Source organism: Erwinia sp. AK-PDG3-5, assembly GCF_056821705.1.
In genome coordinates, this window is the sequence record NZ_CM165967.1 from 827550 (window position 1) to 853338 (window position 25789).

At 58.5% G+C, this 25789-nt stretch carries 22 protein-coding genes and 1 pseudogene; 13 read left to right on the forward strand and 10 right to left on the reverse strand.

What is annotated here, in order from left to right:
- The first annotated feature begins 42 nt into the window (after positions 1–42).
- Positions 43–488 (forward strand): annotated as a pseudogene (locus AC1UKS_RS03790) (dienelactone hydrolase family protein).
- A gap of 16 nt (positions 489–504) precedes the next feature.
- Here AC1UKS_RS03790 and AC1UKS_RS03795 read toward each other — a convergent pair.
- Entirely contained in the window at positions 505–1476 is a 972-nt protein-coding gene (locus AC1UKS_RS03795) for an AraC family transcriptional regulator (RefSeq protein ID WP_482435839.1), read from the reverse strand.
- 110 nt (positions 1477–1586) lie between these two features.
- Between AC1UKS_RS03795 and AC1UKS_RS03800 the strand changes: the two genes are divergently transcribed.
- A complete protein-coding gene (locus AC1UKS_RS03800; protein ID WP_482435841.1) occupies positions 1587–2783 on the forward strand; it encodes an MFS transporter in 1197 nt (398 codons plus the stop codon).
- 41 nt (positions 2784–2824) lie between these two features.
- On the opposite strand, the gene AC1UKS_RS03805 is transcribed toward AC1UKS_RS03800, so the two are convergent.
- Positions 2825–4039, reverse strand: a complete 1215-nt coding sequence (locus AC1UKS_RS03805; protein WP_265909555.1) for an MFS transporter — start codon at positions 4037–4039, stop codon at positions 2825–2827.
- Between the two features lie 213 nt (positions 4040–4252).
- Positions 4253–4534 carry an Rdx family protein gene (locus tag AC1UKS_RS03810; RefSeq protein WP_482435843.1) on the reverse strand — a complete coding sequence of 94 codons (282 nt, stop codon included), beginning with the start codon at positions 4532–4534 and terminating at the stop codon, positions 4253–4255.
- A gap of 263 nt (positions 4535–4797) precedes the next feature.
- On the opposite strand from AC1UKS_RS03810, the gene AC1UKS_RS03815 reads away from it, so the two are divergent.
- From AC1UKS_RS03815 to AC1UKS_RS03835, 5 genes are read left to right on the forward strand one after another with little or no spacing between them, the layout of a single operon-like run.
- Positions 4798–7197: a TonB-dependent receptor domain-containing protein gene (locus tag AC1UKS_RS03815; protein ID WP_482435844.1), complete on the forward strand. Its 2400-nt coding sequence runs from the start codon at positions 4798–4800 to the stop codon at positions 7195–7197.
- A 57-nt stretch (positions 7198–7254) separates the two neighbouring features.
- Positions 7255–8289: a hemin-degrading factor gene (locus AC1UKS_RS03820; RefSeq protein WP_482435845.1), complete on the forward strand. Its 1035-nt coding sequence runs from the start codon at positions 7255–7257 to the stop codon at positions 8287–8289.
- On the forward strand, positions 8286–9104 hold the full coding sequence (locus tag AC1UKS_RS03825) for a heme/hemin ABC transporter substrate-binding protein (protein ID WP_482435847.1): 819 nt from the start codon (positions 8286–8288) through the stop codon (positions 9102–9104). The genes AC1UKS_RS03820 and AC1UKS_RS03825 overlap by 4 nt, the downstream gene beginning before the upstream one ends.
- Positions 9105–9136: 32 nt before the next feature.
- Complete coding sequence (locus AC1UKS_RS03830) at positions 9137–10102, forward strand: FecCD family ABC transporter permease (RefSeq protein WP_422570714.1); 966 nt, start codon at positions 9137–9139, stop codon at positions 10100–10102.
- On the forward strand, positions 10095–10874 hold the full coding sequence (locus AC1UKS_RS03835; RefSeq protein ID WP_482435849.1) for a heme ABC transporter ATP-binding protein: 780 nt from the start codon (positions 10095–10097) through the stop codon (positions 10872–10874). The genes AC1UKS_RS03830 and AC1UKS_RS03835 overlap by 8 nt, the downstream gene beginning before the upstream one ends.
- A 37-nt stretch (positions 10875–10911) precedes the next feature.
- On the opposite strand, the gene AC1UKS_RS03840 is transcribed toward AC1UKS_RS03835, so the two are convergent.
- From AC1UKS_RS03840 to AC1UKS_RS03850, 3 genes are all read right to left on the reverse strand, one after another.
- Positions 10912–13065, reverse strand: coding sequence for a putative bifunctional diguanylate cyclase/phosphodiesterase (locus AC1UKS_RS03840; RefSeq protein ID WP_482435850.1), 2154 nt, complete (start codon positions 13063–13065; stop codon positions 10912–10914).
- Between the two features lie 189 nt (positions 13066–13254).
- Complete coding sequence (gene mrdA, locus AC1UKS_RS03845; protein WP_482435851.1) at positions 13255–15150, reverse strand: penicillin-binding protein 2; 1896 nt, start codon at positions 15148–15150, stop codon at positions 13255–13257.
- Positions 15151–15317: 167 nt separating this feature from the next.
- Positions 15318–15830, reverse strand: coding sequence for an SRPBCC domain-containing protein (locus AC1UKS_RS03850; protein ID WP_482435852.1), 513 nt, complete (start codon positions 15828–15830; stop codon positions 15318–15320).
- A gap of 136 nt (positions 15831–15966) precedes the next feature.
- Here AC1UKS_RS03850 and AC1UKS_RS03855 point away from each other — a divergent pair, with 136 nt between their 5' ends.
- Together AC1UKS_RS03855 and AC1UKS_RS03860 are read left to right on the forward strand one after the other, a co-directional pair.
- Complete coding sequence (locus AC1UKS_RS03855; RefSeq protein ID WP_482435854.1) at positions 15967–16860, forward strand: LysR family transcriptional regulator; 894 nt, start codon at positions 15967–15969, stop codon at positions 16858–16860.
- Between the two features lie 145 nt (positions 16861–17005).
- On the forward strand, positions 17006–18106 hold the full coding sequence (locus AC1UKS_RS03860; RefSeq protein ID WP_482435856.1) for an NADH:flavin oxidoreductase/NADH oxidase: 1101 nt from the start codon (positions 17006–17008) through the stop codon (positions 18104–18106).
- A gap of 96 nt (positions 18107–18202) precedes the next feature.
- On the opposite strand, the gene AC1UKS_RS03865 is transcribed toward AC1UKS_RS03860, so the two are convergent.
- From AC1UKS_RS03865 to AC1UKS_RS03875, 3 genes are all read right to left on the reverse strand, one after another.
- Complete coding sequence (locus AC1UKS_RS03865; protein ID WP_265909539.1) at positions 18203–18466, reverse strand: hypothetical protein; 264 nt, start codon at positions 18464–18466, stop codon at positions 18203–18205.
- A gap of 558 nt (positions 18467–19024) precedes the next feature.
- The gene (locus tag AC1UKS_RS03870; protein ID WP_482435857.1) at positions 19025–19366 is read right to left on the reverse strand and encodes a hypothetical protein; all 342 of its coding nucleotides are present in this window, start codon (positions 19364–19366) and stop codon (positions 19025–19027) included.
- A gap of 108 nt (positions 19367–19474) precedes the next feature.
- Positions 19475–20395 (reverse strand): DMT family transporter, encoded by a 921-nt coding sequence (locus AC1UKS_RS03875; protein WP_482436874.1) that lies wholly within the window; start codon positions 20393–20395, stop codon positions 19475–19477.
- A 256-nt stretch (positions 20396–20651) separates the two neighbouring features.
- Between AC1UKS_RS03875 and AC1UKS_RS03880 the strand changes: the two genes are divergently transcribed.
- The 3 genes from AC1UKS_RS03880 to AC1UKS_RS03890 are packed head-to-tail and all read left to right on the forward strand — an operon-like array spanning position 20652 to position 23188.
- On the forward strand, positions 20652–21491 hold the full coding sequence (locus tag AC1UKS_RS03880; protein WP_482435858.1) for an ABC transporter substrate-binding protein: 840 nt from the start codon (positions 20652–20654) through the stop codon (positions 21489–21491).
- A gap of 9 nt (positions 21492–21500) precedes the next feature.
- A complete protein-coding gene (gene pxpB, locus AC1UKS_RS03885) occupies positions 21501–22205 on the forward strand; it encodes a 5-oxoprolinase subunit PxpB (protein ID WP_482436876.1) in 705 nt (234 codons plus the stop codon).
- Complete coding sequence (locus tag AC1UKS_RS03890) at positions 22202–23188, forward strand: 5-oxoprolinase subunit C family protein (RefSeq protein ID WP_482435859.1); 987 nt, start codon at positions 22202–22204, stop codon at positions 23186–23188. The genes pxpB and AC1UKS_RS03890 overlap by 4 nt, the downstream gene beginning before the upstream one ends.
- 59 nt (positions 23189–23247) lie before the next feature.
- Here AC1UKS_RS03890 and AC1UKS_RS03895 read toward each other — a convergent pair whose 3' ends face one another.
- Entirely contained in the window at positions 23248–24450 is a 1203-nt protein-coding gene (locus AC1UKS_RS03895; RefSeq protein ID WP_482436877.1) for a pyridoxal phosphate-dependent aminotransferase, read from the reverse strand.
- 353 nt (positions 24451–24803) lie between these two features.
- On the opposite strand from AC1UKS_RS03895, the gene nac reads away from it, so the two are divergent.
- Positions 24804–25727 carry a nitrogen assimilation transcriptional regulator NAC gene (gene nac, locus AC1UKS_RS03900; RefSeq protein WP_482435860.1) on the forward strand — a complete coding sequence of 308 codons (924 nt, stop codon included), beginning with the start codon at positions 24804–24806 and terminating at the stop codon, positions 25725–25727.
- Positions 25728–25789 lie beyond the last annotated feature (62 nt).

Here is a 25789-nt window from a genome sequence, read left to right on the forward strand (position 1 = left end):
TGAGCATCATTTCCCCTTCTCTGGCGTGTAAGGAGCATTGATATGTCCCGTTTGACCGCGAAAGATTTCTCCCCCGAACTCCTCGAAATTTATGACTACTACGTACACGGCAAAATAAATAAGCGCGAATTTCTGTCGCTGGCGGGTAAGTTTGCGGTGGGCGGCCTGACGGCGGCGACGCTGCTGACCTCGCTCAGCCCCAACTATGCGCTGGCCGAACAGGTGGCGTTTACCGATCCTGATATTCTGCCGGAATACATTCACTATCCTTCGCCCAACGGCAATAAAACCGTGCGTGGCTATCTGGTGCGTCCGGCGAAGGCCAGCGGCAAGCTGCCGGCGGTGGTAGGGGTGCATTGTATGAAGCACACATTTACCCGGAGGTGAATCACGGCTTCCACAATGACTCTACACCGCGCTACGACAAGAAAGCCGCCGATCTGGCCTGGGAAAGAACCCTCGGCTGGTTTAATAAGTATCTGGCGTAACGGTAAAAAAAGGTGCTCAGGCGGCGCCCTGCGTCAGCCGTTGCGTTTCCCCGGTGCGAAGCGCGCCGGGGGTTTTGCCGACGGTGCGCTTAAAGGCACGGCTGAAGGCGGCCAGCGAGCCGTATCCCAGACGCCAGGCCACCGTTTCAATCGCTTCGCCATCGCGGCCGATCCATTGCACCGCCAGCTGCATACGTAATTCGGTCAGATAGCGCACCGGCGTCATGCCGGTCACTGCGAGGAACCGTTCGGCAAACACCGAGCGCGAACTGCCCATCTCGGACGCCAGCAGCGCCACCGTCCAGTTTTTGCCCGGCTCGCGATGCAGCGCCACCAGCGCCTTACCCAGACGCGGATCGCGCAGCGCTTCAAGCCAGCCGCCGGCCTGTCCGCATCCCGATTCCACCCAGCCGCGCACGATAAACGACGCCACCACATCCGCCAGCCGGGACAGGATCCCCGCGTAACCCGCTCTGCGGCTCAGCGACTCGCGCTCCATCGCATCGAGCATCGGCTGAACTTCCGGGTATTTGTGGATCAGCGTATCGGCCAGCAGCACTTCCGGCATCGCGCTGATGAGCATCTGCATGCCGCCCAGATCGAACTCCATGCTGCCGCTGAAAATCAGCACCGACGCGGCGTCCGGCACCTCGGACGGGCAGGCCTTCACGCAGCGAACGTTGCCGCACACCGGCGTCGATTCAAACGACCGTACGTCTTTGCAGGGCACATCCGGCGAGGAGAGCAGCATATGATCGGTGCCCTGCGGCAGCAGCAGCGCATCGCCGGTATTCAGCGTATACAGATTGCCGCCCTGGGTTTTCAGCAGCACCGGCCCACGGCTGACAAAGTGAAACTGCGCCTGACCTGGCGCATTAATAAAGCCCACGCCGAACGGCGCCGCCAGCTCAATCCGCTTGTACTGCACGCCCATCAGGCGCATTCCCAGCAGCAGCTCGCTGGCAAGATCGTGGGTTTCTGTGATCATGGTGGCTATCCTTCCGGACGGATAATCAATAAATACGGATTTAACATCATAGACCATCCGGGGGCAGCCCACTACTCTGTACACTCACTTCTTCTTACGGAAAGCATGCAATGAACACACTCAAACAGGCCGGCATGGCAGAGGAAAAGCCCCAGTGGGGCGCGGTATTTTCGATGGCGCTTGGCGTGTTTGGACTGGTGACGGCAGAATTTCTGCCCGCCAGCCTGCTGACGCCAATGGCCGCCAGTCTTGGCGTAACGGAGGGCGTAACCGGGCAGGCGGTGACCATTACCGCGGTGTTCGCACTACTGACCAGCTTTTTCAGCGCCTCAGCCACCCGTAATCTGGATCGCCGCTGGGTGATGCTGATGTTCTCGGTGATGCTGATCGTCTCCAATCTGCTGGTGGCCTTTTCACCGAACCTGGGCTTTATCCTCGCCGGCCGCGTGCTGCTGGGGATTGCCATCGGTGGCTTCTGGACGCTGGCGGCGGCGACGACCATGCGGCTGGTGCCGGAAGCGATGATACCCCGCGCGCTGTCGATCGTCTTTAGCGGCGTGTCGGTTGCTACTATCGTTGCCGCGCCGATGGGCAGCTACTTTGGTCATCTGATTGGCTGGCGAAACGTGTTTGTCACCGCCTCGGTGATTGGTTTGCTGGCGCTGGCCTGGCAGGTTGCCGCGCTGCCGAAAATGCCGTCGACGCAGGTGGGAAAAAGCAGTTCCATGTTTGCGTTGATCCGCCGTCCCGGCATGCAGACCGCGTTGCTGGCGATCATTCTGGTATTCTCCGGCCACTTCGCCTTCTTCACCTATTTACGTCCGTTCCTCGAAAGCGTCACCGGAGTCGGCGTCAACGGGCTGTCGGTGATCCTGCTGGGCTTTGGCGTGGCGAACTTCGCCGGAACGCTGATTGCCGGCATCCTGCTGGAGCGTAACCTGCACCGCACGCTGATCGGTATGCCGCTGGCGATGGGCCTGCTCGGTGTCGGTCTGGTGGTGATGGGATCGGCTCCGTTGGTGGATGCGGTGCTGGTGGCGCTGTGGGGCATGGCGTTTGGTGCCGTGCCGGTAGGCTGGTCTACCTGGATCACCCGGACCATGCCGGATGAGGCAGAAAGCGGCGGCGGTCTGCTGGTGGCGTCTATTCAGCTAGCGATTACCATCGGTGCGGCGGCAGGCGGCGTGATCTTCAATATTACCGGGGCGAAAGGGGTATTTATGGGCAGCGCCATGGCGTTACTGATTGCCACGCTGACGATTTATGCCGCCTTGCGAACCAAACCGGTTGTGGCGGAGAAAGCGTAAAACAGTGAATGGCCAGGCAGGGCGCCTGGCCATTGTCGACATCAGATCAAATCGGTCGATCCCACGCCGGTATTTTTACGGTCAGCCACTTCTTTCAGCAGCGCCACCATAAAGATCATCATGCCCAGCACCGGCAGGATGGCCCCGTAGGTGGCGGTCTGCGTCATCGGATAACCCTGCTGCACCACATACGCTCCCAGGAAGGCACCCAGCGCGTTGGCGATGTTAAACGCCGAATGGTTCAGCGTGGCGGCCAGCGTTTGCGCTTTGCCCGCCACCTGCATCAGACGTACCTGCAACGGGGCGCACAGGGCAAGGTTAGTGCCGACCAGGAACGCGCCAAGCATCAGGCCGGTGAGGGTGCCAATCAGCAGGGGGAAGATAGTCAGCACCACCACGCTCCACGCCAGGATGCTGAAGATCGACAGCATGATTTTGCCGTCAGCCATACGGCCACCCGCCAGATTGCCAATCACCATGCCCAGACCAAAGGCAAACAGCACAAACGGCAGCCAGAAGGTGGAGAGATGCGCCGCCATGGTCAGGATTGGCGTGATATAGCTGATCACCGCAAACATGCCGCCAAAGCCAATCGCCGCAATCCCCAGCGTTAACCACAGGCGCAGGTTCGCCAGGCCACGGATCTCTTTCAACGGCGAGCTCTGCTCCCGCTCTTTCTGCACCGGGAACAGCTTGTAGATCAGCAGCGCATCAATCACGGTCAGCACCGAGACGCAGGCAAATGCCCAGCGCCAGTCGAGGTGTTCGCCGAGCATGGTCGCCGCCGGGTTACCCAGCAATGACGCCAGCGTCAGGCCCAACATCACTCTGCCCACCGCCTGTCCACGGCGATTCTCTTCCACCAGTGACGCCGCAGCCAGCGCGGCTACGCCAAGGAAAGCACCATGCGGCAGCCCGCTCAGGAAGCGGGAAATAACCAGCATATGCGCATTGCTGGCCAGCATGCTGCTGAGGTTGCCGACCAAAAACAGCGAGATGAAAATCATCAGCTGATGTTTACGGCACAAGCGCGCGGTGCTGAGGGAAAACAGCGGGGCGCCAACCACCACGCCGAGCGCGTAGTAGCTGATAAATTTGCTGCCTTCCGCCAGGCTGACGTTCATCGCGCTGGAAACCTGCGGCAGCAGTCCCATAATCACGAACTCACTCAGGCCGATGGCAAAGGCGCCCAGCGCAAGGGAAAAGAGCAGCGGGCCGACGCCACGCACGGGTGTAGCTGAATCTAACGTATCCATAGAAAAGGGTGCACTTAATTAACGATGAGAAGTTACTCCAGCCACAGGCGGGAGCGCAGGTCTTCAGGCAGGGCAGGTAAGTGAGGGGTGTTTCTTGTTATCGGGCCTGTTCCGGCCCTTGTGTCATCTTTCTGCCAGCAAGGGCAGTGATGCGGCGCTAAGTTTAGCGTGAAGCCGCCGGATGACACAAGGAGGACGCCGCCCGCGCAGGGGTTATTTCGTGTCGATATGTCCCAGTTCCCGCTCCGGGAAGCAGAAGTTCCGCACGCGCTGCTTCAACTCTTTGGCTTCCGGGAATCCGCCGTCGGCTTTACGGTCCCAGATAATGTGCTCATCAATCAAGATCTGATAAATGCCGCCGGTGCCGGGTACCAGGCTTACCGAGGCTAAATCGGTGCTGAACGTATGCAGTAATTCTTGCGCCATCCAGCCGGCACGCAGCAGCCAGTTGCACTGCGAGCAGTAGTGAATGGTGATGGCAGGAGCGGTTTTCATTGCGATGTCCTTCTCTAAAAACAGGCGATCATCTTCCGGCGTCGATTGCTTCACTGTCAAGTGGGCGTTGCTGACGCTTTATTTACATTGTGAATTAATTGTGGAGGTTGTTGATATAGAGAATCGATCTCATTATCATTCGCATTTGGCAGTCGTCATGGAATGACCTACATAGCGCCGGATGCGTATGGAGTTTTCGCAATCTTGTTGGATTGCGGCCGCAATGTATGAGTCGATACTAATAAAGAATAAAGGCTTACTAAATGCGCAAATCTTTCAATTCTCAGGGCTTTATCCAGAAGTCCGTGCTGTTCGGCACGCTGGTTACCACCGGTTTTAGCATCGCTGCTGAAACACGCACCACCGCACCACTTCCTGAAGCCAGCACCTCTGGCACGCCGCTGGCGATCTCCGGCAAGAAAAGCCAGTCGGAAGCTGTTATGACGGTCACCGCGCCCGAACCGGAAAAACAGGCGGGCAGCAAAACCACCATCACCGCCGCAGAAATGCAGCAAAAGGGCACCAACGACTTTGGCTCGGTGATGCGCTATGAGCCGTTAATCAGCGCCACCGGCGTCAGCGGCGGATCGTCCGCAGGCAAAAGCGGCTTCGACCGCAGCGGCTATACCGGCTACAACATTCGTGGTCTGGAAAGCAACCGGGTGGGACTGGATGTGGACGGCATTCCGCAGCCGGATGCCACCGGCCGCAGCTACGTCAGCCGCGCCGGATTAAACACCTTCGGCATTGGCCGTGACTATCTCGATCCCTATATGTACGGTCAGGTAGACATTGAATCCGGTGCAACCTCAACGGCGACGGCCAATACCGCCATTGGCGGCGCGGTCTCCTTCCAGCCGAAATCCGCCGACGATTACCTGTCGCCGTACAAAGCCACCTACTTTGGTTATCAGTCTGATTACGACTCGGCCAACCGCAGCTGGCATAACGGCATTACCGCCGCCGCCGGCGACGAAACGCTGCGGGGCGTGTTTGTTTACAGCCGCCGTGATGGCCAGCAAACCCGTAATAACAGCGGCACCATCGATGCCTATCCGGCCAACTGGCACTCCAACGCGTTGATGACCTCGGCGATCTGGCAGCCGAATGACGAGCACAAGCTGACCGGTACCGTCGATTATTACGACAAGACCAACCACACCCATTACGACACCTGGAACTCGGCGGGCAGCAGCATTCTCGGCACCTCGCAACAGCAGAGTAATACCCGCCGCTGGGGCGTCAGCCTGAAGGATGAGTGGACGCCAGCCAATGCGTTTATCGATTCCCTTAGCAATAAAGTCTATTACCAGCAGACCCAGGCGCACGACAATACCTGGATGCCAATCAGCACCAGCAGCAAAGAGCGCGTTTACTCGAACTACGATGTGGATACTTACGGCTTCGAAACCCAGCTGAGCAAGGCGCTGGGTCGCCATGAGTTGAGTGCCGGTCTGAACGGCCGCATTACCGAGACGAAGCGTCCATTCCGTGAGGATCCGACCCCAAGCGCCTGGTCGGTGATCATGCAGCCGGAGTCCGACAGCCGCAGCTATGCGCTGGGTGCCTTTGTGCAGGATGCGATCCAGTTCGATCTGGATGGTCATGGCTTCTCTATCGTGCCGGGCGTGCGTGTGGCGCATCAGACCACCAAGCCACAGAACCTCTCCAGCCTGACCACCGGCAGCACCGTGCTGGACGAGTCCGAACTGAACACTCTGTATGGCAAAGAGAATTCGGATACCCAGGTTCTGCCATCGTTGAGCTTCAACTACGACATTACGCCATCGCTGATGACCTATGTTCAATACAAGCGCGGCGCGCAATTCCCTAACGCCAGCCAGCTGTACGGCTCGTGGAATCTCGGTTCAAGCTATGCCGGTACCGCGCAGTACGCGTTGATTGGTAACAGCGATCTGAAAACCGAAACCAGTAACAACCTGGAATGGGGCATGAAAGGGCAGGTGGTGGATGGCATCACGCTGAAAACCGCCGTGTTCTACAACACCTACGAAAACTTTATTGCCTATACGCGTTATACCCGCGCCGGCAGCCCTGCCCGCTTTACCAACGTGCCGTCCAATATCTACACTGTTTACCAGGCAGAAAACCGCGATAAGGCCTATATCTATGGCGGTGAAGTGACCACCAAAGTGAACTTTGGCACCTGGTTTGAACAGGTTAACGGCCTGAGCGCCACCTTCGCACTGGGTTACAGCGAAGGTAAATCGAAGTCCAGCTACTCCGGCGACAGCTATGTCGATCTGGACAGCGTCGCGCCAATGAAAGCCATTGTAGGCGTGGCCTGGGACGATCCGGCCAAACGCTATGGTGCCGCTGTGACCGCCACCTTTGTGAAAGGGAAGCAGGCCACCGCCACCAACCGTGAAAGCTACACCAACGCGGCAGGCAGCACCTTGACCGATTCCAGTGAAGAATATATGCGCGTACCGGGTTACGGTATGGTGGATATGACCGCTTACTGGCAGGCGACGAAAAACGTCAAGGTCAGCGGCGGGATCTATAACCTGACCGACCGCAAATACTGGGATTATCTCAGCAGCCGCGAGCTGACCAACACCACTAACCAGGATGCGTACGACAACGCGCTGGCGGTGATGCCTGGCCGTACCTTCCAGCTGGGTGTAAACGTCGACTTCTGATTACCCTGTTTTATTACCCATTGCCCTGCACCGCGTGCAGGGCGTCAAGGAGAGCAAATGGAACTGAATACCCTCTATCAGCGTTATCAGTCGTTAAAAGCTGAACACCCGAAAAAGTATGCCCGCGAGCTGGCGGATCTGATGAACATCAGTGAAGCGGAGCTGACCCAGGCCAGAACGCTGAACGATGCGGTGGCGCTGCGTCCGGACTTCACCGCGCTGCTACCGGCGCTGGAAGCGGTGGGCGAAACCCAGTCGATCACCCGTAACGCTTACGCAGTTCACGAGCAGGTAGGACGCTATGAGAACCTGCATCTGGGCGGCCATGCCGGACTGATCCTCAACCCGCGCGCGCTCGATCAGCGCCTGTTCCCGTCCCAGTGGAAGAGTGCGTTTTCGCTGGTAGAAAAAACGGCGCGCGGCGAGCGTCACAGCATCCAGATTTTTGATGCACACGGCGATGCGGTACTGAAGATTTACACCACGGCGGCCACCGACAAAGCGGCGTGGGATGCGCTGATTGCCGCCTTCACCCTGGAGGAAACCCCGGCGCTGAATCTGACGCCTGCGGTGCCTGTCCAGACCAGCGATGCCGATGCGGCGACGATCGAGCAGGAATGGCGGGCGATGACCGATGTGCATCAGTTCTTCGGTTTACTGAAACGCCACAATATCTCCCGTCAGCAGGCGTTCCGCGCGGTTGCCAGCGATTTGGCGCTGAAAGTCGATAACAGCACGCTGAACGCGCTGCTTAAACGGGCGCAGCATGACGGCAATGAAATCATGATTTTCATCGGCAACCGTGGCTGCGTGCAGATCTTTACCGGCGCAGTTGAGAAGCTGGTGCCGGTGGACAACTGGATCAATATCTTCAACCCGACCTTCACCCTGCACCTGATGGAAAACACCATCAGCGAAAGCTGGATCACCCGCAAACCCACCGCTGACGGCTTTGTCACCAGCCTGGAACTGTTTGCTGCTGACGGCACGCAAATCGCCCAGCTGTACGGACAGCGCAGCGAAGGTCAGCCGGAACAAACCCGCTGGCGTGAGCAGCTGGCCGAGTTAATCGGATCAGGAGAAGCGGCATGAAACTGTGGCTGATTGCGCTACTGGCGCTGCCTTTTTCACTGCTGGCCGAAGAGCGGGTGGTGTCGATAGGTGGCGACGTCACGGAGATCATCTATGCGCTGGATGCGCAGCAAAATCTGGTCGCCCGTGATACCACCAGTCTGCAACCAGCCGTGGCGACTAAGCTGCCCAATGTGGGCTATATGCGCCAGCTGAATGCCGAAGGGATTCTGGCGATGAAACCCACGCTGGTGATTGCCAGCGAGCTGTCCAAACCGTCGCTGGCGCTGGAGCAGGTTGAACAGGCCGGGGTTAAGGTGGTTACCGTCACCGGCAAGCCTGAACTGAGCGCCATCCACAGCAAAATTGCCACCATCTCCGCCGCGCTGCATCGCGAAGAACAGGGCAAACTGCTGGAGGAGAAGCTGGATAAACAGCTGGCTGGCATTTCGGATAAACCGCTGCCGGTGAAGGTGCTGTATATCCTTAACCACAGCGGGATGAAAGCGATGGGCGCAGGCAGCGGCACCTCGGCCGATGGCGCGATCCGTGGCGCCGGGCTGCAAAATGCGCTGGGCAATATTCCGCATTATCAGCCGCTGACCCAGGAAGGGATTGTGGCCAGTGCGCCGCAGCTGATTGTGATTGGTGCGGACGGGCTGAAGGGCATGGGCGGCGAAGAGAATTTGTGGCAGCTGCCAGGTCTGGCGCTGACCCCGGCCGGTAAGCAGCAAAATGTGCTGGTGGTCGATGAAATGGCGCTGCTGGGCTTTGGCCTGCAAACGCCAGGCGCGATTGCCAAACTGCGTAAAGCGGCGGAAGCCCTCGCGCAATGAACGGACAGCATATTCAGCGACGCTTAGTGCTGATGGTGGTGCTGATGGTGGCCATCGTGGTGTTTGCCGCCAACATTGGCGCGATGCGCCTGTCATTGCCGATGGTCTGGCAGTCAACCCGCGACAGCATGGTCTGGCAAATCTGGTGGAATATCCGTTTACCGCGCGTGTTGCTGGCGGTGCTGGTCGGCTCGGCGCTGGCGTTATCCGGCGGCGTAATGCAGGGACTGTTCCGCAATCCGCTGGCCGATCCGGGCCTGTTGGGCATCAGCAGTGGTGCCGCGCTGATGGTGGCAATTTCGGTGGTGATCCCACTGAGCCTGCCCGCGATGTTAGCGTTGTGGTGGCCAATGCTGGCGGCCTTTATCGGCAGCCTGGCGGTCACGGTGGTGATCTTTACCCTCAGTCGCTCCGGCAGCGGCACCCTTTCACGTCTGCTGCTGGTGGGCATTGCCATTAATGCCGTCTGCGGCGCGGCCGTGGGCGTCCTCTCATGGATCAGCAACGATCAGCAGCTGCGCCAGCTCTCCTTATGGGGAATGGGCTCGCTGGGGCAGGCGCAGTGGTCCACGGTTATCGCCAGCGCGGTGATTATCCTGCCCGCCATGGTCGCCACCCAGTGGCAGGCCCGGCGGCTGAACCTGCTGCAGCTGGGTGATGAAGAGGCGCATTATCTGGGCGTGGACGTCAAACACACTCAGCGCATTTTGCTGGTGCTGAGCGCGCTGATGGTGGCGGCTTCGGTGGCGGTGAGCGGGGTGATTGGCTTTGTCGGGCTGGTGGTGCCGCATCTGATGCGCATGTGCATTGGCAGCGATCACCGCTGGATGTTACCTGCCGCGGGCCTGGCCGGGGCGATCCTGATGCTGATTGCCGATACGCTGGCGAGAACGGTGGTCGCACCGGCGGAAATGCCGGTGGGGTTGCTGACCAGCCTGCTGGGTGCGCCATGGTTTTTGTGGCTGATTCTGCGCCGCCGGGAGGGCCGTTATGACTAAGTTACTGCAAGGGCAAAACCTCAGCTGGCGCGTCGGTCAGCGGCTGCTGATTGATGATGTCTCGCTGAGTTTGCGCGCCGGCGAAATGGTGTCGCTGATCGGGCCAAACGGCGCCGGGAAATCGACGCTGCTGCGTTTACTGACCGGCTATCTGCCACCGGCGGCGGGGGACTGCCTGCTGGAAGGCAAACCGCTCGGCAGCTGGTCGCGCGAGCATCTGTCGCAGACCCGCGCGGTGATGCGTCAGCAAAGCCACGTCGAGTTTCCGTTGCCGGTCAGGGAGGTGGTGGCGATGGGCCGTTCGCCGTGGCCGGGCCAGCGCACCAAAGCGGTGGTGGACGCGGTGATGGCCTTAACCGGCAGCGATATCCTTGCTGACCGCGACTATCGCCATCTGTCCGGCGGCGAGCAGCAGCGTGTTCAGCTGGCGCGCGCGCTGGCCCAGCTCTGGCACGATGACGGGCCGCGTGGCTGGCTGTTCCTGGATGAGCCAACCTCGGCGCTGGATTTGTATCATCAGCAACACGCGTTGCGCCTGTTGCATCAGCTCACCCGCAAAGGGCAACTGACGGTGTGCTGCGTGCTGCACGATCTGAACCTGGCGGCATTGTGGTCTGACCGGATGATGTTGTTGCATCAGGGGCGGTTGGTCGCCGAGGGCACGCCCGCCGAGGTGATGACCGAAGCCACCTTAACCCGCTGGTATCAGGCCGATCTGCATATCCATCACCACAGTCAGGATGCGGTACCGCAAATCGTTCTGCGTCGTTAATGTTACTGCCTTGTTGAGGCTAATCTTGCTGCCCCGGTTACACGGCCTGGGCGGCAAACAGCACTTCTGCGGGTTGCGGGCGGCTGAGCAGGAAGCCCTGCAACTTGTCGCAACCGGCGGCGGCCAGCGCCAGCCGCTGCTCCTCGGTTTCTACCCCTTCCGCCGTCACCGAAAGGCCCAGCGAGTGGCCGAGCTTGATCACCGACGAGACGATGGTGTTGGCCTGCGCCTGAATACCCAGCAGTTGGGTAAAGCAGCGGTCGATTTTGAGGGTATCCACCGGGAACTGCGTCAGGTAGCTCAGGCTGGAGTAGCCGGTGCCGAAGTCATCCAGCGCAATGCTAAACCCCGCCGCCCGTAAGGTTTGAATGGTATGCAGCGCCTGCTGCTTATCTTCCAGCATCACGCCTTCGGTCACTTCCAGCTCAATCTGCCTTGGGTTAACGTCATGCTGTTGCACAATCTCATTCACGCGGGCAATAAAATCACCGGCGAGGAATTGCAGCGGTGAGACGTTGATCGACATCTTCAGCTGCGGACAGGTTTTCGCCCGCTTCACGGCCTGCTGCAGCACCCAGTCGCCCAGCGGGATGATCAGCCCGGTTTCCTCGGCGATGGGAATAAAATCGGCAGGGGAAACTGGCCCCAGCGTCGGATGCTGCCAGCGTAGCAGCGCCTCAATGCCGAGCATTTTTGTGCCGCTGATATCCATAATCGGCTGATACCACAGCGCCAGCCCGCAGGTGTTTTCCAGCGCCAGCCGCAGTTCTTCCGCCAGCTGCTGCCGTTTGATCAGCGCGTCGTCCAGCGCCGGAACAAACATATGGTAGCGTCCGCGTCCCTCGGCCTTGGCCGCATACAGCGCGATATCCGCCTTGCGCATTAACTCCTGGCGTTCCGTGCCATGCTGCGGCGCCAGCGCAATACCGATGCTGACCCCCACCCACAGGCGATTGCCCTGTATGGTCATCGGCGTGGTCAGGCAGGCAATAATCTGCTGACACAGCGCGGTGATCTGCCTTTCGTCCTGCAGATGATTGACCACCACCACAAATTCATCGCCGCCCAACCGGCCCACCGCATCTTCCGGCCTTAACAGCGCCGACAGCCGCTGACCAATTTCCACAATCAAATCGTCGCCGGTGTGATGGCCATAGGTGTCGTTAATCATCTTAAAGCGGTCGAGATCCAGCAGCAGCAGGCCAATATTTCCGCCCGCTGCGGACAGGTTGCTCAATCGCTGCGTCAGCTGTTGTTCCATCGCCGCGCGGTTGGGCAAGCCGGTCAGCACGTCGTGCAGCGCCAGCTGTTGCGCGTGCGCTTCGCTGGCTTCCAGCTTCTGCATTGATTCGGAAAGCTTCAGCGACGAGGTCCACAGCCGGCGGGTCATCTTGATGCACATCAGCGTAATCGCCAGCATCGCCAGCAACACCAGCGGGCCGGTCACCAGCAGCATCTGACTGCCGGGCCGCATCGGCTGCCAGGAGACGTAACTGACCGGGATATTAAGGCGGGATTGCAACAGGAAACCGGCGCTGTTGGCACCGTCAGTCGAGCTGGGCGTAAAGCGGAAGGCGTTCACCACACCTCGGTGTTGCAGGAAGTCGACAAAGTTATAATGCAAATAGCGCAGGAAAATCAGTTTATCGCCACCGCTTCCTGGCACCTCTCCCAACGCAACTTCGGCGACACGCCCATTGACCCGGATAAAGTCGCCGGTAAACGCCGGGGACGCCGTGCGAGAGAGGCGTTGCAGACTGTCGAGCCACGGCAGCAGTGAGTTTCTGACTTCAAGGTATCGCGCGTTAGTTACCCGTTCCCCTTCAAGCCACACCGATTGCGGACGGTTTTGCGCATCCAACAGGTACACTTCATCATCACCGGCCAGGGTATTCAGCCAGCGTCCAAAGGGATTACTCACTGCAGGCGTGGCATTCAACTGCTGCAGCAACGCAGGCCAGGCCAACAGGCTTTGATGTTGATGCAGATATTCAGCCAGGTGCTGAGCAAAAATATTACTGATGACCTGCTGCTGTTTTTCCTGAGCCTTTGCGTTGCTGATGGTGGTGACCCACCAGGCGGTAAATCCGCAGGCGAGGAATGTGAACAGCACCACCAGAATCATTGGCGTGACGACATTACGGATAAAGTGGCGTCGCAGCCCGTTTAACAGGCTAAGTTCGTTAGTCATTTACTTTCCAGCAAAATCGATTCAGTCGCCAATAAACGCTGGCCTCACGAAGATAAGACATTACCTCATTGTCGTTTATCGGCAAGGGGTAACGCCTTCTTTAACGAAGAATTTATGTCTGAATGTTTTTTGGAAACTACGGGAATATATCGCCCCACCCGCAAACGCGCTGGCAGGGCAATAAACGGCTTACTGGGCGGTAAAGTTGCTGGTCGGATCGGCGGTGACCGGCATCGGGGCCACATCCGGCGGCAGGAAGATGTGGTCGAGAATATTCCTCGCCAGCGGCGCGGCGGTGACGCCGTTGACGCCACCGTTTTCAAGGATGATCGCCATCGACACTTTCGGGTCGTTAAACGGCGCAAAGGCGGTATAGAAGATATGGTCGCGCAGACGGATCGGGATCATCCTGGCGTTATACACCTGGTTTTGCCGCAGGCCGAACACCTGCGAGGTCCCACTCTTCGCCGCAATGCCGTAGGGCGCGGTGTGGAAGTATTTATAGCCGGTGCCGTTTGGCGCATTGGCCATACCGAACATGGCGTGGCGCACCAGGCTCCAGTAAGGCGATTTGGCATCGCCAATCTGTTGTTCCGGCAACGTCTGTTTCCACGGGGTGATGCTCTTGCCCTGTTTGGCTTCATACAGCAGGTGCGGCTGGATCACCCGACCGTTATTAATCAGCGTATCCAGTGCTTTCACCATCTGGATCGGCGTGGCAATCCAGTAACCCTGGCCGATGCCGACCGCGACGGTATCACCCTGGTACCAGCCCTTTTTATGCACCTTCTGCTTCCACTCGCGGCTTGGCAGCAGGCCGTTGTACTCTTCATTGAGATCGATGCCGCTCGGTTTGCCGTAGCCGAACTGGCTGAGCATGGTGTGAATGCGGTCGATGCCCATCATAAAGGCCACCTGATAGAAGAAGGTATCCGCCGACTCTTCGATGGCGCGGGTGACATCCAGCGTGCCGTGGCCGCTTTTTTTCCAGTCGCGATACTTACGATCGGTGCCCGGCAGCGTCCAGGTCGCTGCACCGAAGAAGGTGGTTTGCGGCGTAATCACATGGGTCAGCAGGGCGGACATCGCCATATACGGTTTTACCGTTGACGCAGGTGGATACAAACCTTGCGTCACGCGGTTAATCAGCGGCAGGTCTTTGTTGGCTAACAGTTCTTTGTAGGCTTTATAGCTGATGCCCTTCACAAACGGATTGGGGTCGTAGCTCGGGCTGGAAACCATCGCCAGCACCTGACCATCTTTCGGGTTCTCGATCAGCACCGCCGCACGCTGACCGACCAGCTGCGTTTCGACATACTGCTGAAGGTGCAGGTCCAGCGTTAAGTAGAGGTTTTTGCCCGCCACCGGCGGCACTTCTTTCAGTACGCGGATCACCCGACCGTGGTTATCCACCTCGACTTCCTGATAACCGGTTTTGCCGTGCAGCACCGACTCATAATAGCCCTCGATGCCCTGCTTACCGATGTTGTGGTCGGCGGCATAGTTCTCGCCAACCCCTTCTTTATCCAGGCGTTTGTAATCGTTGTCGTTAATTTTCGACACGTAGCCGATCACGTGCGCCAGGTCCGGCCCATAGGGATACTGGCGGTCTTCGTAGCTGCTGACGTTAACGCCGGTAAAGCGGTACTGGTTCACCGAGAAGCGGGCGACTTCTTCATCAGACAGCTCGGTTTTCAGTACCACCGGTTTATAACGGCTACCGGCATGCAGCGCGCGGGTAAAGGTATCGATATCGTCAGGCGACAGGTCGACAATCGGCGTCAGTTCAGTCAGCAACGCCTTCATGTCCTGGATTTTATAGGGAATGATTTCAATGTCATGCCAGGTCACGTTTCTGACCAGCGGGATGCCATTGCGATCGAAAATAATCCCTCGCGTCGGGGCGATAGGGATCATTTTGATGTCATTTTGATTGGAGCGGGTCTGGTAATACTGATTCTGCTCAATTTGCAGGTGGTACAGATTCACCACCAGCGTAATAAACCCTGCCACTACTATCCCAAAGGCGACTAAGGCCCTGCGAACAAAAAGCTTTTCTTCTTCTTCAAAATTTCTGAATTTCATTAACCGGCAATCGCATTATTTTTAGTCGTTTTCTGGTCTCATGATAGAGATTACCGGCCAAATCACGACACGAAAGATGCATATGCGGGCACTAAAGTGTGACATTTGTTGAAGATGTTACAGAAAAGACATCTTAGCTAAGCCAAACTTTAGCGCCATGTTGCTGTTTATTGGGCTTTTTGCGCGGCCGATGCCAGTCCGTCGATCCATTCCTGATGCGCATTCAGCATCGGGTTAGGGCGGGTTTGCGCCAGTTCCTGCGCGGGTTTCCCGATCTGCGTTTCCTGGGTCAGGATGCGCACGCGGTTGCCCGGCAGATCCTCAAACAGCCAGGCATGATGCACATCCAGACGCGAATCCGCATCGCCTTCCACCCAGCCATGCCACGCAATGCGCGCCGCTTCACCGGCCACCGGCGGCACGTATTCCGTCACTTCCGCTTCAACCGGGAAGCCAAAGGTGGTGAAGCGAAAGCGTGCGCCGGCGCGTAATTCCGGGCCGGAGCCATCGTGAAAACGGATATCGTCGGCATTGCTGTAGTAGCTGGCCCACAGCGCAGTGTTATTCAGCTGCGCCCAGACCTGAGCCGCAGTAATGCCGGCGACGATGATTTCATTGGAGACGCTGTTATCGGTGGTGCCTGGCAGATAGCCTTCAGGCCAGATGATGGCGTTAAGCATGGGAATTCCTGTGTTCAGTGGTGAGAGAGTCACCCGCTGGCGGCGCAACGTTTCTGCGTGCAGCGAGTGGATAACCCACAGCATGCGTGTCAGACTGACATAAATCTAATCACCGTTTTTTATTTTGGTTATCACCATGGCTGATATCAGAACGCTGGATCTGAACCTGTTAAAAGCCTTCTCCGCCCTGCTGGAGGAGCGCAACGTCACCCGCGCCGCCCGTCGCCTGTCGCTGACGCAACCGGCGGTCAGCGGCATGCTGGCACGACTGCGCGAGAGCTTTAACGATCCGCTGTTTGTCCGCGCGCCCCACGGCATCGTGCCGACGCCGCGTGCGCTGGAACTGGCGGAGCCGGTGGCAAAAATCCTGCGGGATATCGACGGGATGTTGCAGCCCGCGGCATTCGATCCGGCGCACAGCGAGATGCAGCTGACCATCGCCTCGACGGACTATGCGCTGCGGGCGGTGGTGGTGCCGTTTCTCGCCCGGTTGCGCACGCTGGCGCCTGGGCTACAGATCGCCGTCAGGCCGGTGGAGAACCGCCAGTTGCAGCAGCAGCTTGAACGCGGGGAAATCGATCTGGCTATCGTCACGCCGGAGAGCACGCCGGCAGAGCTGCACGCGCGTCGGCTGTTCGATGAAGAGTATGTCTGTATGCTGCGGGAGGGGCATCCGGCGGCGGCGAAAAAGCTGACCTTAACGCGCTTTTGCGCATTGGATCATGCGCTGGTTTCCTACGAGGGCGAGATGTTTTCCGGCGTGACCGACAGTGCGTTGCTGGCGTTGGGGCTGAAGCGCAAGGTGACGCTGTCGGTCACCAGTTTTCTGGTGCTTCCCGAAATCCTGCGCGACAGCGATCTGATTGCGGTGGTGCCAAAACGGCTGGCGGTGAATACCCAGGGGCTGACGCTGCTGGCGCCGCCGCTGGCGATCCCCGGCTTTACCAAAACCGTTGCCTGGCATGAACGCACCCATACCTCGGCAGGCCACCGCTGGATACGGCAGCAGCTGTTCGAGACGTTCTCCTGAGTGGGGTGCTATCCGCGTCGAACACGCCTTTGATCCGATCTACAGCCACTGCCGCCGATGGCATTTGGTGCTACAGGGCGCAGTGCCATTGGGCGTTATGGTATCCCGCTATTTTCTGAGTTTGTTTTCGACTACTGAGGTTTCTATGCCAGGGCTATTTTCCCCGTTTGAATTGAAAGACGTGACGTTACGTAACCGTATTGCCGTGCCGCCTATGTGCCAGTACAGCGCTGTTGATGGTGTCAGTAATGACTGGCACCGCGTGCACTACAACAGCCTGGCGCGCGGTGGTGCGGGGCTGGTGATTGTGGAAGCCACGGCCGTTTCGCCAGAAGGCCGCATCACCCCGGGCTGTTTAGGTCTGTGGAATGACCAGCAGGCGGAAAAGCTGGCGCAGATTGCCCGCGAAATCAAAGCGGCCGGTGCCATCCCTGGCATCCAGATTGGTCATGCCGGACGTAAAGCCAGCGCCAACCTGCCGTGGGAAGGTGACGATCATATCGTTAAAACCGATCCGCGCAGCTGGGAGACCATTTCCCCGTCCGCCGTGGCCTTTGGTAGCAACCTGCCGCAGGTCCCGCAGGAAATGACGCTGGCCGATATTGCCCGCGTGCGCAACGACTTTGCTGAAGCCACCCGCCGCGCGCGTGAGGCCGGTTTTGAATGGCTGGAGCTGCATTTTGCCCATGGCTATCTGGCGCAGAGCTTCTTCTCGGTTCACGCCAACCAGCGTGAGGATCAGTACGGCGGCAATGCCGAAAATCGCGGGCGCTTCCTGCTGGAAACGCTGGATGCCGTGCGTCAGCAGTGGCCGGAAAATCTGCCGCTGACCGCCCGTTTCGGCGTGATTGAGTACGATGGCCGCGATGAAGAGACGCTGAACGAAGCCATCGACCTGACCAAAAAGTTCCGCGCCAACGGCCTGGATCTGCTGAGCGTCAGCGTTGGCTTCTCCACGCCGGACGCAAACATTCCATGGGGACCGGCTTTCCTCGCCCCGGTTGCGGCCCGCGTGAAGCGCGAAGCGAACATTGCCGTGGCGTCCGCCTGGGGCATTGATGCACCGCTGATTGCCAATCAAACCATTGAGCAAGGCGAGCTGGATCTGGTGATGGTCGGCAAGGCGCATCTGGCCAACCCGAACTGGACGTACCAGGCCGCACGCGACCTGAAGAAAGAGCAGGCGTCATGGGTGCTGCCCGCACCGTATGCGCACTGGTTGGATCGTTACCGCGTCAGTCAGTAACGCGTTACGGGCAGGCGATCCCCCGCCTGCCCGTGTTCAGGCGCAAACCGGTTGCATCGCCCTGATGAAACCGGCCCGTATTGACCTGAAAGTGCGTTATTTTCCCGAATGGTGCCGGGCGTGCATCTTGTCGGGCAGCGGCTTGTTCGCGTCATTTTGCGGGCGGCAACAGATGAAACAGGCTTTAACCCTCGGCCCCACGCGCATTTTTGCCACGGTCATGGCCTGAGAGGCATCGTACAGGCTGCCAATAAAATGCAGCGTCTCCTTTCTGGGCAGGGAAGGACATCCCGCCCGATGCAGCATATAAAAATCTGAATTATCTTTTTGCTGTGTCACATAATAATATTCGGCAGGCATTTTATCGCCTCCTTCATAAAAGGGTCTGAATGACATGTCAGTTATTTTTAGTGGCTATTGTTTAACTGACATTCTATATCGCGCAGTCTGTCCGGCCAGATTTTACAGATTATTCCCTGACGCCGTGGTTAAGCATGAGTAATGATTTCGTCTTATTCTGATTTAGCTTGCTGATATTTCATCCAACCCTTCAGCGCGCAGCCTGCCGTAACGCATCATGCGTAAGCCACTGAAGTGTGAAGCTAATAAAGAAATCTCCGGTATGGCAGTGGCGGGTTTTTTCTGATTACTGCAAGACGGGGTAACTGAATTATAAGGAATTAAACATAATGCACGGCGAGTAATTACGCCCAGCGGTTACTAATGATTTGGCGCTAATATTGAATAAATAGCCGGCTTTATCCTGGATGGCCAAAAACATCACTGTTTATTGCTATTGATAATATTCCTGAAACGCGGTCTTAATGCAGTAGGACTTTAATACTAATAAATTATATTTATGTCTCTGAAATAAAAATGACAGGCCAGCGAAATTGGCCTGTCATTTAACCTCAACGATTACGGCCTGGCGGCGGGCAGCATCACCGCCAGACAATCATCCAGACTTTTCCGGGTTTCGGCCAACTGCGCCGGGCTTAACGCGTAGTAACGCTGGCTGGCACCCTGCGCCGAATGGCGATCGAATTCCACCTTATCAAAGGCATAGGACGCGTTTTCATTGACGATCACCGCCTGCAACTTCGCCATAAATTCATCCGGGTTTTTTGGCTGTCCGATATCATTGATCATCACGCAGGCAGCCGCATAGTAGTGCGGATTCTGTGGGTGAGGCTTCAGCGCGAGGTAAAGACCAATGGCGATAACGACGAGGATCAGGATGGCGAGCAGTTTGGTTTTCATGGCGATCGGTTCTGGCTGTAAAAATTTGCGCAGAGCTTAACGTGTGACCTGGCGCGCTGCCAGTAAAACCTGCGCGATAAGCGGTAAATGACCGAACGCCGGAGGAACTCAGGTCAGGGTGCGGATCATCATCAGCTTGCGCTTGCGCCTTTCGCTCCAGACGGTGAAGATCCCGGCCGAGGCGACAATCACCGCGCCCACCAGCGTTGACGCGCCCGGCAGGCTGTTAAGAAACAAATAGCCAATCAGCATCGACCACACCAGCGTGGTGTAATCAAACGGGGCCAGCAGCGAGGCGTCGGCATAGCGCAGGCTGAGGGTGACCAGGATTTGCGCCATGCCGCCAAAGAAGCCGCAGCCCACCAACAGCAACAGCTGGGTGCCATCAGGCACCGCCCAACCGAAAAACAGCGTCGACAGGCCAATCAGCATGGTCATCAACGAAAAATAAAACACAATCGCGCCGGGTTTTTCAATGCCGTTCAGAAAGCGGATCTGCACCAGCGACACCGCCGTGCACAGCGCGGCCATCAGTCCCAACAAAATTCCCAATCCGGCGGACAGGTTTAAGACGTTACCGGCCAGCAACGAGCCGCCGTCGTTCAGATGCGCGGACAGCATCACCAGAATGCCGGAGAAGCCGATGACCACCGCCAGCCAGCGATAGAGCTGAACGGTCTCTTTTAACAGCACCGCCGCCAGAATCACCGTGAACAGCGGCGCGGCGTAGCTGATGGCCGTGGCGTCGGCGAGTGACAGATAGACCAGCGCCATATAATTGAAATACATGCCGCCGGTGCCGGAAAAGCCGCGAATTAAATGGCCGAAGATATTCCGCGTTTTGATTTGCGGCAGAATATTGCCCTGCATTTTCAGCCAGATCAGCAGCGGAAACAGGGCGACGAACGAGCGGAAGAAAATGACTTCACCGGTCGGAATGGTGCCGCTCAGCCCTTTGACGCAGGCCAGCATTAATGTCGCGCAGAGGGCTGACAGTAATTTCAGCAACACACCCAGTTTGGAATTCATCATTACCTTCGCTTTTCATCGTGCAACCCGGTTCCCGCCACGGGGAAGTCCGTTTTACCTTAGAGCGTGCAGGTCATTTTCTGTCATATAAAATGCCTATCCCTAAACAGGGTTTCCCTCTTATACAAGGCAAAACGCGGCTTATATAGTCGCATCAGGGTGCCGAAAGCCGCCACCGTAAGAACGCCGCCAAACCCATAATTTTTGCTCATTCTGAGCCAGGGGACGAAAGTCATCACCGACCGGGGAATTACTGATGAAACTGAAGCTACTGTCTTGTTCCGTACTTGCACTGCCATTAATGATGGCGTTTTCTTCCGCTAATGCCGATGCCCTGTCCGATATCCAGGCGCGCGGCCAGTTGAACTGTGCCGTTTACTCAGACGTTCCTCCGTTTTCATCACCGGACCCGAAAACCCGCCAGCTGGTGGGAATGGATGTTGACCTTTGTACCGCGCTGGCACAGCAGATGGGGCTGAAGCTCAACCTGATGCCGACCTCGATTGAAGCCCGTATCGCGGTGATTGCCACCGGCCGTGCCGATGTGTTGATTGCCAACCTGGCGTACACCAAAACGCGCGGCAAGCAGATCCAGTTCAGCGACCCGTACTACGTGGCGAAAGAGATGCTGGTAGTGAAAAAGCCGGACGTCGACAAAACCAAGGCCGACTTTAAGGGTAAGCGCATCAGTGCCACCAAAGGCACCACTTCCGAGCAGTCAATCCATCTGGCGGGCGCCAAAGCGGTGACCTTCCAGGATGCGGCCTCGGCGTTTCTCGCACTGGAGCAGAATAAAGCCGTCGGCTTTGTCACCAACACCATGACCGGCATCAAGATGATTACCCAGGCCGGCAAAGACGGCATCGAGCTGGGAATGATCAAAGAGCCAATGGCGCTGGAGCCGATTGGCATTGGCATGAAGCAGGGCGAACCCGCGCTGCTGGCCAAAGTGAATACCAGCCTGAAAGCGATGGACGATGACGGCACCATCGACAAAATCTGGGACAAATGGATTGGCCCCAACACCGACTACAAAATGGTGCGCGAAGAGAAGGTGCAGCCGCTGTCCAGCCTGAAATTCGAACCTCTGGAATAATCGATGACGATGCGGTTACGTGAGGCGCCTTCGAGCGCCTCTTTTCATCTGCACGGCCATGGCGATCGGGTGAAGATCTCGACCATCGGCAGCCGCGCGTGGCTGGTGGAAGCGCCGGGTGCCTTTGATTTGCCGGCGCAACGGCGGATCTGGTCGCTGGCGGCCTCGCTCAGTGCCCGCCCGGACGTTGACTCGCTGATCCCCGGCGTCACCAATCTGCTGGTGGTGTTTGTGCAAACGCCGACCGATTACGACGCCACGCTGCGGATGCTCAGCGAGCAGTGGGACAAGGCCGAAGCGGTGGATCCCAACGGCAAGCTGATCGAAATCCCGGTGATTTACGGCGGCGAACATGCCACCGATCTTCAGGCCATCTGTCAGCACACCGGCTTAACGGCGGCGGAAGTGGTGCGTCGTCATGCCAACGGCCATTACACGGTGTTCGCGCTGGGCAGCGCGCCGGGCTTTGGCTATCTGCACGGCCTCGATCCCTCGCTGGCCACGCCACGAAAAAAAGTCCCCTCGCTGCATATGCTGAAAGGCACGGTGACCATCGGCGGCGCGCAGGCGGGCGTCTCCGCGCTGACCGGGCCGAACGGCTGGAACGCGCTGGGGTTTGCGGAGCTTAACGTCTTCGATCCCCATGCAGAAAATCCTGCGTTGATGGCACCGGGCGACAGCGTGCGCTTTATCCCTGCGAGGATTGAACTGTGATTGAAATTACTCAAACCGGCGCGCTCAATACCGTGCAGGATCTGGGGCGCAACGGCTACCGCCATATCGGCGTCTCGGTCAGCGGCGTGATGGATCCGCTGGCGTTACGGGCGGGCAATATCCTGCTGGGCAATGATGAGAACGCCGCCTGCATTGAGGTGCAGATGTTCCCGTTCCGCGTGCGCTTTCTGACCGACACCAGCATGGTGCTGACCGGCGCAGACTGCCGAGCGCAGCTTGATGGCGTTGACTTGCCACCGTGGTGGGGATGCGCGGTGCGCGCGGGGCAGGAGCTGGAGTGCCGCTTTCCCCGACGGGGCGCGCGCAGCTATCTGTGCGTAGCGGGCGGCATTGATGTGCCGCTGGTGATGGGCTCGCGCAGCACCGCGCTGCGTGGCAATTTCGGCGGTCATGAAGGTCGACCGTTGCAGAAGGGCGATCGGCTGCCGCAGGGCGAGACGTTTTCACTGGCGTTGCCGGAGGCCGGAATGGGGATTGAGCCGCCTGCGGTCGCCATGGCGCACGCGTTTCCAACCAGCGCCAGCGGCGTGGTGCAGCTGCGTGCCATTCCGGCCGGTGAATATGCGCTGTTCGTCGCCGATCATGCCCGCTTCTGGCAGCAGAGCTGGAAGGTGTCGATGCAGAGTAACCGCACCGGCTATCGTCTGGCGGGCGAACCGATCCTGCCGGAAAAAGTGGTGGAAATGCGTTCCTACGGGTTGGTGCCGGGCATTGTGCAGGTGCCGCCAGCGGGCGAACCGATTATTCAGCTCAGTGACGCCAATACCGCCGGTGGCTATCCGAAAGTGGCCGGGATCATTGAAGAGGATTTGTGGCGTCTGGCGCAGGTTCAGCCCGGCCAGTGTATTCAGCTGGTGAAGAGTGATGCGCAGGAAGCGATTGAGGTGGCCGCAGAGATCGCCCGCTGGCTGACGCGCCTGCGAAATTCCTGCCTGCCGATGAAACGCGCCGTCGGGCTGTAAGCGACAAAAAAAGCGGGCACCCCCAACAGGTTGCCCGCTTTTTTATTGCTGTTCAGCGCTTAACGCATGCCCGCGCAGAAGGCGGCAAGGCGGTCGCAGCCATCCTGTAGCACCTCCATGCTGGTGGCGTAAGACAGGCGGAAATAGGGGCTCATACCATAGGCGGCACCCTGAACGGTGACGACATGCTGCTCTTCGATCAACGCCAGCACAAAGTCGGCATCGTTGCTGATGGTGCGGCCGCCGGCGGTGGTTTTGCCGATAAATGCGGCGATATTGACGAACAGATAGAACGCGCCCTGCGGCTTATGGCAGCGTAATCCGTCAATGGCGGTCAGACGCTCCAGCACGTAATCACGGCGCTGGCGGTAGATTGCCGCCCGCTGTTTCAGCAGATCCTGCGGGCCCTCCAGCACCGCCACCGCCGCCGCCTGGGTCAGGGTGGTGACGCCGCCGCTGTTCTGGGTATTGACGTTGCTCATGGCGTTTATCAGCGCCTGCGGGCCGCCGCAGAATCCCAGCCGCCAGCCGGTCATCGAGTAGGCTTTCGAGACGCCATTCACCGTCAGTACCCGGTCAAACAGCGCAGGCACCACTTCGGCGAGGGTACAGAAGGTCACGTCGTCGTAGATCAGATGTTCATAGATATCATCGGTCATGATCCAGATCTGCGGATAGCGCAGCATCACCTCGCCAATCGCCTGTAACTCCTGCCGTGTGGCGACGGAACCGGTCGGGTTGCTGGGGTAATTGAGCAGCAGCCATTTGGTTTTGTCGGTGATCGCCGCGTCGAGATCGGCCGGATAGGGCTTAAAGCCGTTCTCCTGCGGACAGGCCACCGGCACCGGCGTGCCGCCCGCGAACTTAACGATATCGGCGTAGCTGATCCACGACGGCGACGGGATGATCACCTCGTCGCCGGGATTGATGGTGGCCAGCATGGCGTTAAAGATGATCTGCTTGGCGCCACCGGCGGTGAGGATCTGGCTCAGGGCATAGTGCAGGTGATTATCCCGCTGGAATTTTTTCTGGATGGCGGTGCGCAGCGCGGGCGTGCCGTCGGTCGGCGGATAGCGGGTATCGCCACCCAGCGCGGCAGCATAGGCGGCTTCGATGGCGTGCAGCGGCGTCGGGAAATCAGGCTCGCCGGTCGACAGCGCCACAACATGCACGCCTCCGGCCGCCAGATCGCGGGCTTTCTGGGTCATGGCGACGGACGCAGAGACGGAGACGTTCTTTAAACGGTCGGCAATATCAGGCATGGCGCTTAGGTTCCAATAGTAGGGCCAGAACGATCGCCATGCGTGTGGCCTGGCCATCTGGCTGAAAAGGGGAGCGGACCCCAGCAGGGTAATAATGATTGGCGCAGCCAGGCCAATAGCGCTTTGTTGTGGTGACATAACACAAAACAATAATAGCCCGCCGCGCGGCAGCCTTATGCACTGGTATGGTGCGTAACGGCCTGCAGGGCCGAAAATCGGCAGGGTGCCCTGAACATGAACGCGACGCTTCAGGCGGTAAAGGTCGGATAAGCCGCACAATTTGTGCATTCAGCCTGTGCCTGGCATCAATTTTGCTTATATCAGACTCTGTTTCGCATTTTGAGGACGCGGTGATGAATCTCCGTCGGCTGAAGTACTTTATTAAAATTGTCGATGTCGGCAGCCTGACCCAGGCGGCTGACATTCTGCATATTGCTCAACCTGCGCTGAGCCAGCAGCTGGCAACGCTGGAAGGGGAAGTTAATCAGCAACTGTTGATCCGCACCAAGCGCGGCGTGACGCCCACCGAGGCCGGCAAAACGCTGTATGTTCACGCGCAAACCATTCTGCGGCAGTGCGAGCAGGCGCAAAGCGCCATCGACGGTTCCGGCCTGGCGCTCTCCGGCAGCGTGTCAGTGGGCCTGGCGCCGGGCACCGCAGCGCAGCAGCTGGCGTTACCGCTGATGGAAGAGGTGCATCGCCAGTTCCCCGGCATCATTCTCTACTTCAATGAAAACTTCGGCACCACCCTCAGCGAGCTGATCATGAATGGCCGGATGGATATGGCGGTGATCTACGGCAACCGCGAAATCCACGGGCTGCGCTTTATGCCGCTGATTAAGGAAGACCTCTATTTTGTCTGCCCGCACAGCCTGGCAAAACCGGCGAAAACCGTCAGCCTTGCGGAGGTCGCTAACGCCGAACTGTTCCTGCCGCGCATTTACAACATCATGCGCAAGGTGATCGATGAGGCCTTTATCCATCAGGGGCTGGCCTACCGCGTGAAGTGTGAAATCGAGTCGCAAACCACGCTGAATGCCGCGCTGGCGGCAGGCCTCGGCTGCACGGTGATGCCGGAATCGGCCGCGCGCGCGATGTTAAAAGCCTCCGATGCGTGGATGGCGAAGATTGAACAGCCGGATATCCGGGTCTCGCTGTCGTTCTGCATGTCCGATCACCTGCCGCTGTCGCAGCCGGCGGAAGCGGTGAAAGGCATTCTGCTGTCGCTGATGGCTAACCGCACGGTGGACAACCGTCCGCTGACGCTGGTGGGGTAATAAGTCTGCCTTATTACCGTAAAGCGAAACGCTCTTACCAGGCGCCGGGACGGCCAGGCTAC

Coding starts and splice junctions, on each gene's coding strand:
- AC1UKS_RS03795 (WP_482435839.1), bottom strand. CDS start 1,476: ATGATCACAGAAACCCACGATCTTGCCAGCGAGCTGCTGCTGGGAATG.
- AC1UKS_RS03800 (WP_482435841.1), top strand. CDS start 1,587: ATGAACACACTCAAACAGGCCGGCATGGCAGAGGAAAAGCCCCAGTGG.
- AC1UKS_RS03805 (WP_265909555.1), bottom strand. CDS start 4,039: ATGGATACGTTAGATTCAGCTACACCCGTGCGTGGCGTCGGCCCGCTG.
- AC1UKS_RS03810 (WP_482435843.1), bottom strand. CDS start 4,534: ATGAAAACCGCTCCTGCCATCACCATTCACTACTGCTCGCAGTGCAAC.
- AC1UKS_RS03815 (WP_482435844.1), top strand. CDS start 4,798: ATGCGCAAATCTTTCAATTCTCAGGGCTTTATCCAGAAGTCCGTGCTG.
- AC1UKS_RS03820 (WP_482435845.1), top strand. CDS start 7,255: ATGGAACTGAATACCCTCTATCAGCGTTATCAGTCGTTAAAAGCTGAA.
- AC1UKS_RS03825 (WP_482435847.1), top strand. CDS start 8,286: ATGAAACTGTGGCTGATTGCGCTACTGGCGCTGCCTTTTTCACTGCTG.
- AC1UKS_RS03830 (WP_422570714.1), top strand. CDS start 9,137: ATGGTGGTGCTGATGGTGGCCATCGTGGTGTTTGCCGCCAACATTGGC.
- AC1UKS_RS03835 (WP_482435849.1), top strand. CDS start 10,095: ATGACTAAGTTACTGCAAGGGCAAAACCTCAGCTGGCGCGTCGGTCAG.
- AC1UKS_RS03840 (WP_482435850.1), bottom strand. CDS start 13,065: ATGACTAACGAACTTAGCCTGTTAAACGGGCTGCGACGCCACTTTATC.
- mrdA (WP_482435851.1), bottom strand. CDS start 15,150: ATGAAATTCAGAAATTTTGAAGAAGAAGAAAAGCTTTTTGTTCGCAGG.
- AC1UKS_RS03850 (WP_482435852.1), bottom strand. CDS start 15,830: ATGCTTAACGCCATCATCTGGCCTGAAGGCTATCTGCCAGGCACCACC.
- AC1UKS_RS03855 (WP_482435854.1), top strand. CDS start 15,967: ATGGCTGATATCAGAACGCTGGATCTGAACCTGTTAAAAGCCTTCTCC.
- AC1UKS_RS03860 (WP_482435856.1), top strand. CDS start 17,006: ATGCCAGGGCTATTTTCCCCGTTTGAATTGAAAGACGTGACGTTACGT.
- AC1UKS_RS03865 (WP_265909539.1), bottom strand. CDS start 18,466: ATGCCTGCCGAATATTATTATGTGACACAGCAAAAAGATAATTCAGAT.
- AC1UKS_RS03870 (WP_482435857.1), bottom strand. CDS start 19,366: ATGAAAACCAAACTGCTCGCCATCCTGATCCTCGTCGTTATCGCCATT.
- AC1UKS_RS03875 (WP_482436874.1), bottom strand. CDS start 20,395: ATGAATTCCAAACTGGGTGTGTTGCTGAAATTACTGTCAGCCCTCTGC.
- AC1UKS_RS03880 (WP_482435858.1), top strand. CDS start 20,652: ATGAAACTGAAGCTACTGTCTTGTTCCGTACTTGCACTGCCATTAATG.
- pxpB (WP_482436876.1), top strand. CDS start 21,501: ATGCGGTTACGTGAGGCGCCTTCGAGCGCCTCTTTTCATCTGCACGGC.
- AC1UKS_RS03895 (WP_482436877.1), bottom strand. CDS start 24,450: ATGCCTGATATTGCCGACCGTTTAAAGAACGTCTCCGTCTCTGCGTCC.
- nac (WP_482435860.1), top strand. CDS start 24,804: ATGAATCTCCGTCGGCTGAAGTACTTTATTAAAATTGTCGATGTCGGC.